Annotated in this window: 12 protein-coding genes; 6 read left to right on the forward strand and 6 right to left on the reverse strand. The window is 68.1% G+C overall.

All coding sequences use genetic code 11. From position 1 onward, the window contains the following. Window positions 1-29: 29 nt before the first annotated feature. The 3 genes from rplT to infC form a co-directional block, all read right to left on the reverse strand. Window positions 30-410: a 50S ribosomal protein L20 gene (gene rplT, locus BO226_RS09710; RefSeq protein ID WP_006553977.1), complete on the reverse strand. Its 381-nt coding sequence runs from the start codon at window positions 408-410 to the stop codon at window positions 30-32. A 67-nt stretch (window positions 411-477) separates the two neighbouring features. Continuing rightward, complete coding sequence (gene rpmI, locus BO226_RS09715; RefSeq protein ID WP_006553978.1) at window positions 478-672, reverse strand: 50S ribosomal protein L35; 195 nt, start codon at window positions 670-672, stop codon at window positions 478-480. A 71-nt stretch (window positions 673-743) separates the two neighbouring features. Continuing rightward, window positions 744-1,466 carry a translation initiation factor IF-3 gene (gene infC, locus BO226_RS09720; RefSeq protein ID WP_033097706.1) on the reverse strand — a complete coding sequence of 241 codons (723 nt, stop codon included), beginning with the start codon at window positions 1,464-1,466 and terminating at the stop codon, window positions 744-746. A gap of 317 nt (window positions 1,467-1,783) precedes the next feature. Here infC and BO226_RS09725 point away from each other — a divergent pair, with 317 nt between their 5' ends. After that, the gene (locus BO226_RS09725) at window positions 1,784-2,149 is read left to right on the forward strand and encodes a DUF1844 domain-containing protein (protein ID WP_016692782.1); all 366 of its coding nucleotides are present in this window, start codon (window positions 1,784-1,786) and stop codon (window positions 2,147-2,149) included. A gap of 96 nt (window positions 2,150-2,245) precedes the next feature. Here BO226_RS09725 and uvrA read toward each other — a convergent pair whose 3' ends face one another. After that, window positions 2,246-5,239 carry an excinuclease ABC subunit UvrA gene (uvrA, locus tag BO226_RS09730; protein ID WP_006553981.1) on the reverse strand — a complete coding sequence of 998 codons (2,994 nt, stop codon included), beginning with the start codon at window positions 5,237-5,239 and terminating at the stop codon, window positions 2,246-2,248. Between the two features lie 131 nt (window positions 5,240-5,370). Here uvrA and BO226_RS09735 point away from each other — a divergent pair, with 131 nt between their 5' ends. Then, window positions 5,371-6,060, forward strand: coding sequence for an MBL fold metallo-hydrolase (locus BO226_RS09735; RefSeq protein WP_071935107.1), 690 nt, complete (start codon window positions 5,371-5,373; stop codon window positions 6,058-6,060). 87 nt (window positions 6,061-6,147) lie between these two features. Here the strand turns inward: BO226_RS09735 and BO226_RS09740 are convergent, their stop codons facing one another. Next, entirely contained in the window at window positions 6,148-6,399 is a 252-nt protein-coding gene (locus BO226_RS09740) for a hypothetical protein (protein ID WP_024101154.1), read from the reverse strand. 192 nt (window positions 6,400-6,591) lie between these two features. Here BO226_RS09740 and BO226_RS09745 point away from each other — a divergent pair, with 192 nt between their 5' ends. The 4 genes from BO226_RS09745 to BO226_RS26645 all read left to right on the forward strand — a co-directional run bounded on the left by BO226_RS09745 (window position 6,592) and on the right by BO226_RS26645 (window position 12,514). Continuing rightward, entirely contained in the window at window positions 6,592-8,286 is a 1,695-nt protein-coding gene (locus tag BO226_RS09745; RefSeq protein ID WP_071935108.1) for an alkaline phosphatase D family protein, read from the forward strand. A gap of 161 nt (window positions 8,287-8,447) precedes the next feature. Then, window positions 8,448-9,491 (forward strand): DoxX family protein, encoded by a 1,044-nt coding sequence (locus tag BO226_RS09750; RefSeq protein ID WP_024101156.1) that lies wholly within the window; start codon window positions 8,448-8,450, stop codon window positions 9,489-9,491. Window positions 9,492-9,664: 173 nt separating this feature from the next. Beyond that, complete coding sequence (locus tag BO226_RS09755; protein WP_071935109.1) at window positions 9,665-11,983, forward strand: HelD family protein; 2,319 nt, start codon at window positions 9,665-9,667, stop codon at window positions 11,981-11,983. A gap of 111 nt (window positions 11,984-12,094) precedes the next feature. Then, window positions 12,095-12,514: a DUF732 domain-containing protein gene (locus BO226_RS26645; RefSeq protein ID WP_037216868.1), complete on the forward strand. Its 420-nt coding sequence runs from the start codon at window positions 12,095-12,097 to the stop codon at window positions 12,512-12,514. A 4-nt stretch (window positions 12,515-12,518) separates the two neighbouring features. Here the strand turns inward: BO226_RS26645 and BO226_RS09765 are convergent, their stop codons facing one another. Further along, the gene (locus BO226_RS09765; RefSeq protein WP_006553987.1) at window positions 12,519-12,971 is read right to left on the reverse strand and encodes a universal stress protein; all 453 of its coding nucleotides are present in this window, start codon (window positions 12,969-12,971) and stop codon (window positions 12,519-12,521) included. Window positions 12,972-13,019: the final 48 nt, after the last annotated feature.

The following is a 13,019-nucleotide window of genomic DNA, read 5'->3' on the forward strand; positions in this document are numbered from 1 at the left end:
CTGGAGGTTGTCGTAGCTCAGGGCAGCACTCAGGCAGCCGGAGCGTTGACGTCGGCCGGAAGGGCAGCCTTGGCGACGGCCACGAGGCCGGCGAAGGCTTCGGCGTCGGAGACGGCGAGCTCGGCGAGGATCTTGCGGTCCACCTCGACACCGGCGGCCTTAAGGCCCTGGATGAAGCGGTTGTAGGTGATGTCGTTGGCGCGGGCAGCAGCGTTGATGCGGCTGATCCACAGCTTGCGGAAATCACCCTTGCGGGCGCGACGGTCGCGGTAGGCGTAGGTCAGCGAGTGAAGCTGCTGCTCCTTGGCCTTGCGGTACAGACGCGAGCGCTGTCCGCGGTAGCCCTTCGAGGCCTCGAGAATCGAACGACGCTTCTTCTGGGCGTTGACGGCCCTCTTCACGCGTGCCACTGGTTATGTGTCCTGTCAGAGTTCGGGGGACGAACGAGGTGTCCCCGGATGGATCGGTCGGAGAGGCTCAGAGCCCGAGCATGCGCTTGACGCGCGGAGCGTCGGCATCGGCGACGACGGCCTTGCCGTCGAGGCGACGCGTCACCCGCGAGGACTTGTGCTCGAGCAGGTGGCGGCGACCCGCCTTCTGGCGCAGGACCTTTCCGCTACCGGACACCTTGAATCGCTTCGCGGTGCCGCTGTGGGTCTTCGACTTGGGCATGGAGTCCTCAGTTCTTGTCGTGTGCGTACATCGGTGCTCACGGACAGCACCGGATGTGCTGCCTGAGCGGGCTAGTTGCTCGGGGCGTCGCCCGTCCCGGGAGCCGGCGCGGACGGCGCGGACTCCGTGGTCGGGGCAGCGGAGGCTGCCGGGCGCGGTGCGGCCTGCGCCGGTGCGGCCTGCGCGGCTTCCTGAGCCTTCGCGCGGGTCTTCGCACCCTTGTGCGGGGCCAGCACCATGGTCATGTTCCGGCCGTCCTGCTTCGGACTGGTCTCGATGAAGCCGAGGTCGGCGACATCGGCGCCGAGGCGCTGCAGCAACCGGTATCCGAGTTCGGGGCGCGACTGCTCGCGGCCGCGGAACATGATCGTGACCTTGACCTTCGAACCGGCCTCGAGGAAGCGCACGACGTTGCGCTTCTTGGTCTCGTAGTCGTGGTCGTCGATCTTCGGACGGAGCTTCTGCTCCTTGATCACGGTCTGCTGCTGGTTCTTGCGCGATTCGCGCGCCTTCTGCGCGGCTTCGTACTTGAACTTGCCGTAGTCCATGATTTTGCAGACCGGCGGCCGGGCGTCGGGCGCCACCTCGACAAGGTCGAGGTCGGCTTCGATTGCCAGGCGGAGGGCATCTTCAACACGCACGATTCCGACCTGTTCACCGCCGGGTCCGACGAGCCGGACTTCGGGAACTCGGATGCGTTCGTTGATGCGGGTCTCAGCGCTGATGGGGCCTCCTAGGTAGAGCGGTGTGGTCGGTTTGACCGCACCGCAGCACGTGGCCCTACTCCTCGACAAGAAGACCCCGCTGTGGCGCCGAGGCTCCACGCGGGGTCCGATACCGACCGGTCGACGGCACCCAGCTCACGCTGCGTGATCCGCACCGCCCGATGCAGGGCGGACATCCGGGCTTCTACACCCGGAGGACCGGACCTCTCAGCTGCATCGATGTGCCGCCAGAGGTGGGAGTCGGACTCCACTTTGCTGCCCACGGAGGATCACCGCGGGCGGTCGTGGGATCAAGTCTAACAAAAAGCCACGTCGACGACGAATCGGCGCGTCGGCGCCGCACCCGCACGGTCGGCGCCGAGCGGCGCGACCCTATGCTCGACGCTATGACGGATGCTCCCGAAACCCCCGATCAGGACGCTGCGGCGGAGGATGTGCGCGAACTCGCCGACATCCCGGCCGTCGAGGTGATCAGCCGCGCAGCCGTGATGCTCATGAGTTCGGCTGCCGAGAAGCTCGGTCTCGCCGACGAGGATCCCGACAGCAGCGCGCGACGTGACCTCGACGAGGCCCGCCGCGTGATTACCGCACTCGCCGGCCTGATCACCTCGTCGGTGGAATATCTCGGTCCGCACGCCGGCCCGCTGCGCGAAGGACTGCAGGCACTGCAGCGCGCCTTCCGCGAGGCGTCGGCGGTGCCCGACGAGCCCGGCAAGGGCCCGGGCGAGAAGTACACCGGCCCGGTCTACTGAGCCGAACCGGAGTCCCGCCCACTTCACGCTCCCCGGCTGCTTCACGAGCCACGAGATCGAGCCGCCCGCCTCTTCCGAGGCGGGCGGCTCGATTCGTCAGCTCGCGGCCGCCACCTTCTTCTTGGCGGTCTTCGCCTTCGTGGCCGACTTCGTAGCGGCAGTCTTGGTCGCGGTCGCCTTGGTCGCCTTCGTCGCGCGCTTGCGTACCGGCGCGGAAGCAGGTGCAGTGATCCGCCCGTCGAGGATCTCCGCAAGGAAGCGTCCGGTGTAGCTCTCCTCCACCGTGACCACCTCTTCCGGAGTGCCCTCCGCGACCACCGTGCCGCCACCGGAACCGCCCTCGGGACCCATGTCGATGATCCAGTCGGCGGTCTTGATGACATCGAGGTTGTGCTCGATGACGATCACGGTGTTGCCCTTGTCGACCAGACCGTTGATGACCCCGAGCAGCTTGCGGATGTCCTCGAAGTGCAGGCCCGTGGTGGGCTCGTCGAGGATGTACGCGGTGCGCCCGTTGGAACGCTTCTGCAGTTCGGCGGCGAGCTTGACGCGCTGCGCCTCACCGCCGGACAGGGTCGTCGCCGGCTGGCCCAGGCGCACGTAACCGAGACCGACCTCCGCCAGCGTGTTGAGGTAGCGGTGGATGGAGGTGACCGGCCGGAAGAACTCCGCCGCCTCCTCGATCGACATGTCGAGCACCTCGGCGATGGTCTTGCCCTTGTAATGCACCTCGAGCGTTTCGCGGTTGTAGCGGGCGCCGTGGCACACCTCGCACGGCACGTACACGTCGGGCAGGAAGTTCATCTCGATCTTCAACGTGCCGTCGCCCGAGCACGCCTCGCACCGCCCGCCCTTGACGTTGAACGAGAACCGACCCGGCTGGTAGCCGCGCACCTTCGCCTCGGTGGTGGAGGCGAACAGGCTGCGGATCTTGTCGAATACACCCGTGTAGGTCGCGGGGTTCGAGCGCGGGGTGCGGCCGATCGGCGACTGGTCGACCTGCACGAGCTTGTCGAGCTGGTCGAGTCCGTTGATGCGGGTGTGCCGTCCGGGAACCTGCCGCGCGCCGTTGAGCTTGTTGGCCATCACCGTCGCGAGAATGTCGTTGACGAGTGTCGACTTCCCGGAGCCGGAGACACCAGTGACGCAGGTGAGGACGCCGAGTGGGAACGCCACGTCGATCTCGCGCAGATTGTTCTCGCGGGCGCCGACGACGGTGACCTGCCGGCCCTTGTCGATCGGCCGCCGGAGCGCGGGGATCTCGATCTCCTCGCGTCCGGACAGATAGGCGCCGGTGAGCGATTCCGGGTTGTCGAGCAGCTCCTTGTAAGTGCCGCTGTGGACGACCGTCCCGCCGTGCTCGCCCGCGCGCGGTCCGATGTCGACGACCCAGTCGGAGGCACGGACGGTGTCCTCGTCGTGCTCGACGACGATGAGCGTGTTGCCCAGATCGCGCAGTCGCGTGAGGGTGTCGATGAGACGACGGTTGTCGCGCTGATGCAGACCGATCGACGGCTCGTCGAGCACGTACAGAACGCCGACGAGACCGGATCCGATCTGCGTGGCGAGACGGATGCGCTGTGCCTCACCACCGGAGAGGGTGCCCGCGGCGCGCGAGAGGGTGAGGTAGTCGAGTCCGACGTCGAGCAGGAAGCCGAGCCGGGCCTGGATCTCCTTGAGGACCTGCCCAGCGATGGCGGCCTCGCGGGCGCCGAGGACGAGACCGTCGAGGAAGCGTGCGCACTCGGCGATCGACAGGTCGCTCACCTCGGCGATGGACATCGCACCGAAGTCGCCCGCGCTGACCGTCACGGCCAGAATCTCGGGACGAAGGCGGGCACCGGCGCAGGCCGGGCACGGGATCTCCCGCATGTAGCCCTCGTAACGTTCCTTCGCCTGCTCGGACTCGGACTGCTCGAGACGGCGGTGCAGGAACGGCATGACGCCCTCGAACTCGGCGTAGTACGAACGGACGCGGCCGTAGCGGTTCTTGTAGCGCACGTGCACCTGCTCGGTGCTGCCCTCCAGCACGGCCTTGCGCACCTTGACGGGCAGCTTCCGCCACGGGGTGTCGATGTCGAATTCGAGGGCGTCGGCCAGGCCGGACAGCAGTCGGCCGAAGTATTCGGCGCTCTGGCCCATCGACCAGGGCGCGATCGCGCCGTCGGCCAGGCTCAAATCCGGGTCGGGCACGACGAGATCGGGATCGACCTCCTTGCGCACACCGAGACCCGCACACTCGGGGCACGCACCGTAGGGCGAGTTGAAGGAGAACGACCGCGGCTCGAGTTCGTCGATCGACAGCGGGTGCGCGTTCGGGCACGCCAGGTTCTCGGAGAACCGACGCTCGCGATCGGGGGCATCCTCCTCACGATCGACGAAGTCGAGCACGACGACACCCTCGGCGAGCCGCAGCGCGGTCTCGATGGAGTCGGTGAGTCGCTGCTGCGCGCTGGGCTTGACGGCGAGGCGGTCGACGACGACCTCGATGTCGTGCTTCTCCTGTTTCTTCAGCTTCGGCGGATCGGACAGCGGGTGGACGACCCCGTCGACACGCACGCGGGAGTAGCCCTGGACGGTCAGCTGCTCGAAGAGGTCGACGAACTCGCCCTTCCGGGTGCGCACGACGGGCGCGAGGACCTGGAAACGGGCCCCGGCCTCCATCTCCAGCACCTGGTCGACGATCTGCTGCGGCGTCTGCCGGGAGATCTGCTCGCCACAGACCGGGCAGTGCGGAGTGCCGGCCCGGGCGTACAGCAGACGCAGGTAGTCGTAGACCTCGGTGATGGTGCCCACGGTGGACCGCGGGTTGCGGTTGGTGGACTTCTGGTCGATCGACACCGCAGGCGACAGGCCCTCGATGAAGTCGACGTCCGGCTTGTCCATCTGACCGAGGAACTGGCGGGCGTAGGCCGACAACGACTCGACGTAGCGCCGCTGCCCCTCGGCGAAGATGGTGTCGAACGCGAGGCTCGACTTGCCCGAACCCGACAGCCCGGTGAACACGATCAGACTGTCGCGCGGCAGGTCCAGGTCGACACCACGCAGGTTGTGTTCCCGGGCTCCACGCACGATCAGGCGGTCTGCCACGCCACATCCTTCCTGTAGACAAGGCCGGAATTCGGCCCTCAGCCATGGTAGGCGCGGGTACCGACACGTTTCCGTGACGAACAACCGCGCGCCTCAGGCTCACGCGCGCACCCGAAGGTAGGTTTGGCTGCATGACGCAGCAGCCCGTGATCATCGAAGACACCTACACCGGCGACGTCACTCCCGGCGGACCCGCGCAACGCCGAAGGATTCCCGGAGCGAGCATCGTCAAACTTGCCGTCGGCGAGATGAACAACAACACCTATCTCGTCACCGACGACGCCACCGGCAAGTCCGTCTTCATCGACGCCGCAAACGAACCCGACCGTCTCGTGCAGTTCCTCCGCGACAACGCGCCGGAGCTCGAGCTCATCGTCACCACCCATCAGCACTGGGATCACTGGCAGGGTCTCGAGCGGGTCGCCGCGGAGACCGGTGCGCCTACCGCCGCACACGAACTCGACGCCGATCCCCTGCCGGTGACGCCCGACCGGATCCTGGCCGAGGGCGACACCGTGCAGATCGGTGAGCTGAATCTCGAGGTGATCCACCTCTCAGGACACACTCCGGGGTCGGTTGCGTTGGTCCTCACGGAACGGGGCACGGGTCGTACGCACATCTTCACCGGCGATTCACTGTTCCCCGGCGGCGTCGGCAAGACCTCGAACGACGACGCCTTCCGATCGCTCCTCGGCGACGTCGAGTCCAAGATCTTCGACCGCTTCGACGACGAGACGATCTTCTACCCCGGACACGGCAAGGACTCGACCCTCGGAGCCGAACGTCCGCATCTCGGCGAGTGGCGCGAGCGGGGCTGGTGACGGTCCGCCTCGGGCCGGACGGCACTCGGTACGAGGCCTAGCCTGCGACGGCCGGATCTGTGACACCCGAGCGTGCTCGCACGACGTCTAGTCGGGGGCACCGTCCCTGTCGGCCGACCCTTCGCCCTTGCCCGCTCCGGCGGGCTCGTCCCTCGAGCGCTCGCCCGCCATATCCGCGAAGGCCGTTCCCGAGACCATCCCGTTCGTGCCCGGCACGACCGTGGTCGGCCGCGCTCCCGGTTCGTACATGCGGTCGATCTCCTCGGCCTTCTCCCTCGCCTGCCGTTTCTCTTCGTCGTCGAGCCGATCCCAGCGGGTCGGATTCTCCGCGTCGGTCATGTCCGGGCCCCTTCCAGCACGCGGCAACGACCCGAGCGGGCCGCTTGTGCTGCGTCCGTTCCAGCGTGCGCCCCGTCGCAGAGGCGCGGAGGCCGAACGAGGATCGGAGTTCGCCGGAATCCTCCTGTGCTCCACTGCCGCGAGTACGCTCGAAATCAGGACGAGCTCGCACGAGCACGGAGGCCTGACACTGTGGCGGATCTCGTACTGGGGCCGGTGCTCAGGCACATCGGCGATACGGACGCCACGATCTGGGTGGAGACGTCCGAGCCGTGCACGGTGCATGTGCTCGGCAGTTCCGAACACACGTGGACCGTCGCGGGGCACCATTACGCGCTCGTCACCGTCCGAGACCTCGAACCCGGATCGGTGACGCCCTACGAGGTGGATCTCGACGGCCGGGTCGTGTGGCCGCCCGTCGGTGTTGCATCGCCGCTGATCAGGACCGCGGGAGACGACCCCGAGGATTTAGTGCTCGCCTTCGGGTCGTGCCGGGTGGCCTCGGAGAGCGCGGAACCGACAGCCGTCCTCGGAAAGGACGCTCTCGTCGCCTACGCGCAGCGCATGCGTTCCCTACCGGTCGACGAATGGCCCGACGCGCTGTTGCTGCTGGGAGATCAGGTCTACGCCGACGAGCTGTCGGAGGAGATGAAGCGACGGGTCGGTGAGCGTCACGATCTGTCGGAACCGCCCGGAGCCCAGGTACGCGACTTCGAGGAGTACACCTGGCTGTACAGCCGGTCGTGGTCCGAGGACAACGTCCGATGGCTGTTGTCGAACGTGCCGACCTCGATGATCTTCGACGATCACGACGTGCACGACGACTGGAACACCTCCTATTCGTGGCGCAGGGAGATGGAGGCCTCCGCGTGGTGGGAGGAACGCATCGTCGGGGCGTTGGCGTCGTACTGGATCTATCAGCATCTCGGTAACCTCGCTCCCTCGGAGCTGGACGAGGACCCGCTCTACGACCGGGTGCGGAACTGTGCCGGGGACGCCGAACCGATCTTGCGTGCGTTCGCGTCCGGCGCCGACGAGGAAGCCGACGGCAGTCCGGGAGTGAGATGGTCGTATCGCCGCGATTTCGGACCGGTGCGTCTGCTGGTGATCGATTCGCGGTGCGGGCGGGTGCTCGCGCCCGACCGGCGCGACATGGTGTCCGATCCGGAATTCGACTGGATCGAGGAGCAGACCGACGGCGACTACGACCACCTCCTGATCGGCACGTCGCTGCCGTGGCTCCTCCCCCGCACGATGCACGACCTCGAGGCGTGGGACGAGAAGCTCGCGTCCGGTGCGCGCGGTGACCGATGGGCGCGGTGGGCCGAGAAGCTCCGGCGCGCCGCCGATCTCGAACACTGGGCGGCCTTCCGCGATTCGTTCGAGCGACTCGCCCGTTTGTTGCTGGATGTCGCTGCCGGGCGTCGCGCCGAAACGTCCGGCTGCGCGCCCGCGACAATCTGTGTCCTTTCGGGCGACGTGCACCATGCCTACGCCGCCCGCGTCCGATTCGCGACGCCGACCGCCGGCACGGTGTACCAACTGACTTGTTCGCCCCTGCACAACCACGTCCCCGCAGCTGTCCGGGTCGCCTTCCGCGCCGCATGGGGACGCAAGGCGGAGCGCGTCGTGCGGTTGCTGCTCGGTCCGGTGACGGCCGTTCCCGAGACGTCGTTCTCGTGGTCGAAGATGGCAGGTCCGAGCTTCGGGAACCAGATCGCCACCCTGCGGACGCGAGGACGCGTCGCGCACCTGACCATCGAGCGCAGCGTCGACACCGCTTCGGGTCCGCACCTGTTCGAGACCGTCACGGATCTGCCGCTCACTACTGAGGAGCGGCCGCCCGAGATTCCGACGTCCCGCGCGGCGAGTCGGCCGTCGAGGTGATGACGGGGGCGCTCGTCGACGACCAAATTCCGGTTTTTCGAGTTTCCGTACGGTCCGAAATATCGTTTCGTGCCCTTCGGCCCTGCTTCGTGCATATTCCCGTGACGCTTGGGGTACCTGTGTCAGGGTTTGGAAACACAGCCGACCACGGGAGGAACCACATGCTCGTCCGGAGAATTGCGCGGCCCATGCTCGCGTCCATCTTCATCGCCGGGGGTATCGACGCCCTGCGGAAGCCCGAGCCGAAAGCAGGTGCCGCGCAGCCCGGGCTCGATCAGGCTGTGAACGCCTTGCCGGCGTCGATCACCGACCGGCTTCCCAGCAATCCCGAGACTCTCGTCCAGATCAACGCCGCAGTGCAGATCGGCGCCGGGACCCTGTTCGCTCTCGGGAAAGCACCTCGTCTGTCCGCTCTCGCGCTGATCGGCAGCCTCGTGCCGACGACCGTCGCGGGCCATGACTTCTGGAACGTCGAGGACCCCGAGGCCCGCGCCCAGCAGCGCACCCAGCTCATCAAGAACGTGAGCCTGATCGGCGGTCTGCTCATCGCCGCCGTGGACACCGAGGGCAAGCCGTCGCTGGGCTGGCGGAGCCGTCGCGCCGCGCGTGCCGCGCAGAAGTCGGTGGCCGCTGCACTGCCGGGCCACTCCTCGGACGGTCACACGGCCGAAACGCTGCACACCGTCGCCGAGCGGGTCAAGACGCTGACGGAGGAAGCCGGCGAGCAGGGTGGACACATCCTCGAGATCGCCAAGGAACGTGCACCCGAACTCGCAGAGGCCGCACGCGAGCGGAGCAGCGGACTGCTCGAGGTCGCCCGCGACCGCGGCCCGGTGCTGACCGAACGGGCGCGCGATCGCAGCGCCGAGATCCTCGGTGTCGCGCGTGAGCGCGCCCCCGAACTCGCCGAGGGCGCCCGTGAACGCGGCACCGAACTGCTCGGGCTGGCGCGCGAGCGCACCCCTGAGCTCGCCGACGTCGCCCGCAAGCGTGGCTCGAAGCTGTGGGACACCACGGTCGATCGCAGCTCGGAATGGGCCAAGCTCGCCGAGGAGCAGTCCGCGATCCTGAACGCTCGGGCTCACGTCGCCGCGGAGAAGGCCCGTCTGCGTGCCGAGGCCGCGCGCAAGCAGGGCACGAAGGCGGAGAAGAAGCTCGCGAAGAACCTGAAGGCGCTCGAGAAGAGCATCGAGAAGAAGAAGTAGTCCGGTACGGCACCGTGGTGCGGGCGTGCGAGGGAATCGCACGCCCGCACTGCTGTGATCAGGCTTTCTGCCCGTTTTTCTCCTGCGGCGACTAGACTTCTCGGGCACTTTCGTCGACGCGTCACCCCTGCGGCGGCGAGCGATCTCGTCCTGTCTATCCCCGAGGAGTCCCTGTGCCGGTTGATGGCGCGTCCCATCCGGAGCTCGATCGCGAGCAGGCCTACGTGGCGATGCTCTACACGCATCTCGACGGTCTGCGCGCCTACGCGAAGACCCGGCTGGCCCGCGTGCTGCGCGAGACCGGAGGCACCCCACAGGCGCGCAGCGAACGCGAGGCGTACACCCACATGTACACCGAGGACATCGCGAAGTACGACGCCGCCGAACACGGCTTGTGCTTCGGCCGCATCGACGTCCGGGACGACGGGACGGAGACCTCCGGATCCCTCCCGGAGGACGGCGTCGAGGCCCGTTACATCGGCCGCCTCGGCATCCTCGACGAGGACAACGACTACGAGTCGCTGCTGCTCGACTGGCGCGCGCCGCAGGCCCGCCCGTTCTACCTCGCGACCCCTGCCGCGCCCGACGGTGTCGTGCTGCGCCGCCACCTCCGCAGCCGCGGCCGCACCGTCACCGCACTGCACGACGAGTACCTCGACCTCGACGCGGCGCTCGAGCACGCCGACACCCCACCGGCCGGTGGCGTGGCCGGAGAATCGGCGCTGCTCGCCGCGCTGAACGCCGCGCGCACCGGGCAGATGCACGACATCGTGGCGACGATCCAGGCCGAGCAGGACGCGGTCATCCGGTCCGAGCATCGCAGTGTGCTCGTCGTCCAGGGTGGTCCGGGCACCGGCAAGACCGCGGTCGCGCTGCACCGCGCGGCCTACCTGCTCTACACCTACCGCAAGCAACTGGCCAAGAGCGGCGTGCTGATCGTGGGCCCGAACAGCCGCTTCCTCGACTACATCGGTCAGGTGCTGCCCTCGCTCGGTGAGACCGGCGTGCTGCTGTCGACGGTCGGGGATCTGTATCCGGGGGTCACGCCGACGATCGAGGACGATCCGATGGCCGGCGAACTGAAGGGCTCCCTGGACATGGTGAAGGTGCTCGAGAAGGCGGTCCGCGACCGGCAGGAGGTGCCCCGATCCCCCGTGCAGCTGAGTTTCGACACCTACGCGCTCACCCTCGACCGCACGATCGTGACCCGTGCGCGGGGTCGCGCCCGGTCGTCCCGTCGGCCGCACAACCTGGCCCGGCCGATCTTCGTGAACGGTGTGATCGATGCCCTCGCCGACCAGTTGGCCGGGATCATCGGATCGAACCCGCTCGGTGGCGCGAACCTGTTGAGCCGGGAGGACATCCACGACATCCGGTCCGAGATGCGTTCGGATCCCGACATCGTCGGTGCGATCGACGCGCTGTGGCCGGAACTGTCCCCCCAGCAGGTGCTCTCGGATCTGCTGGCCTCCCGCGCCCGGATCGCGTCGGCGGCTCCGGCCCTGACCGACGAGCAGATCGATGCGCTGCACCGTCCCGATGCACCGGGACACTTCAGCGCCGCCGACGCTCCACTGCTCGACGAGCTCGCCGAACTGCTCGGGGTGGACGACGCCGCCGAACGCGAACGCGCGAAGCGGCGCTGGCGCAAGCAGATCGCCGACGCGCAGGGCGCACTCGACATCCTCACCGGTTCGGCACCGCAGGATCTCGAGGACGACCTCGATCCCGAGCTGCTCATGGCGTACGACCTGATCGACGCCACCCAGCTCGCCGAACGGCAGAACCACCGTCGTCACGAGACCACGGCGGAGCGGGCGGCCGGCGATCGCACCTGGACGTACGGTCATGTGATCGTCGACGAGGCGCAGGAGTTGTCGGCGATGGCGTGGCGAACTATCATGCGCCGCATCCCGAATCGCTGGATGACCCTGGTGGGCGACACCGCGCAGACCGGGGATCCGGCGGGAACCGAGTCGTGGCAGCAGATTCTCGAACCGTATGTCGCGAACCGGTGGAAGAAGACCGAACTGACGGTCAACTACCGCACGCCGGCGGAGATCATGCGGATCGCGCACGCGGTGCTCGCGGAGATCGATCCCGACCAGGTGCCGCCGCAGTCGGTGCGCGAGTCCGGTTTCGAGCCGTGGTCGCAGCACGTCGAGGCGGACGCGGTGCTCGCCACCGTGCAGGCAGCTCTCGAGGCGGAGACCGGCCCGGGTACGACTGCCGTGCTCGCCCCGGCGCGACTCGTGGGTGCGTGGGAGCATCTCGCGTCCGAGTCGGTCACGGTCGCGACCGTCAAGGAGGTCAAGGGACTCGAGTTCGACGCGGTGCTGCTCGTCGAACCTGCGGAGATTCTCACCGATTCCTCACGCGGGATGAACGACCTGTACGTGGCATTGACCCGCGCCACCCAGCGTCTCGGGGTGGTGCACTCGGAGGCGTTGCCGGAGGTGCTGGCCGGTATCGCCGGACCGGCACGCTGCTGAACCGACACGGTTCGGCCGACACCGCCGAGCGGACCCCGGGACCGGCCACCGGACGGTACCGTCCTTCGGGGCAAGGAGATGGGACGGATCATCCGCGGAGGGAACGAACACGTGGCCTATCGGGCAGCGCACCACCGGATACGTCGAGCGGGGTGCGCTGCGATCGCGGCGCTGAGCGGGTTCTTCGTCTCCGCCGCGTGCGGATCGGTCACGCCGACCCAGGACGAGGCGCAGGCCGCGACGTCCACGACGTCGGTATCCCCTACCTCGTCGACGCCGCCCGACGCGCGTTTTCTGCGGGTGAAGGAGGCACTGGAGGCGTCCGGCCTGGTCGCCGACGTCACGGACGACACGGTGCTGGCGGTGGTGCGAGGGGTGTGCGACCAGTTGCGCGCGGGCGTGCCGGAGCACGACGTCCTCGTCACGCTCCGGCCGATCGCCGCCTACGCCGCGGGCGCCTCGGGTTCGCGCATGTCGGCGGACGACGCCGCCGCGCGCTATCTCGAAACCGCCCGCGAGGAGTACTGCTGATCCGTCAGCGGACCGTGTGCACTACCAGCACGTCGCACAGGGCCTTGCGGGCGACGTCCGAGGGGACGGAGCCGAGCAGCCGCCCGGTCAGCGTGTTGAGGCCGCGATTGCCGATGACGATGAGATCGGCTTCGACCTCCTCGACGAGCGTGAGGAGCGATTCGACAGGTGCACCGACGATGGGCCGCTCGGTGATCTTGCGGGCGCCGGCGACGGTTGCCTTCTCCCGTGCGGTGCGCAGGATCTCGTAGGTCGGTGCCGAGCCGGTGACCTGGTACGCCTCGTCGCGCAGCGCGTCGGCGGCCTGTGCGGTGTCCTTGGGGTCGGCCGGGTAGTAGGCGCAGGCGATCACCAGTTGGGCGCCTGCGTCGCCGGCCAGAGCAGCTGCCTTCTCCACGGCCCGATACGACGATTCGGAACCATCGGTTCCGACGACTATGGTCCGGTAGGCGCTCATTCATCCTCCATCGAGTGTGTGGTCCATCGACGCGGGCCGCCGATGCCG

This window comes from Rhodococcus sp. 2G (assembly GCF_001886355.1).
GTDB lineage: Bacteria > Actinomycetota > Actinomycetes > Mycobacteriales > Mycobacteriaceae > Rhodococcus > Rhodococcus pyridinivorans.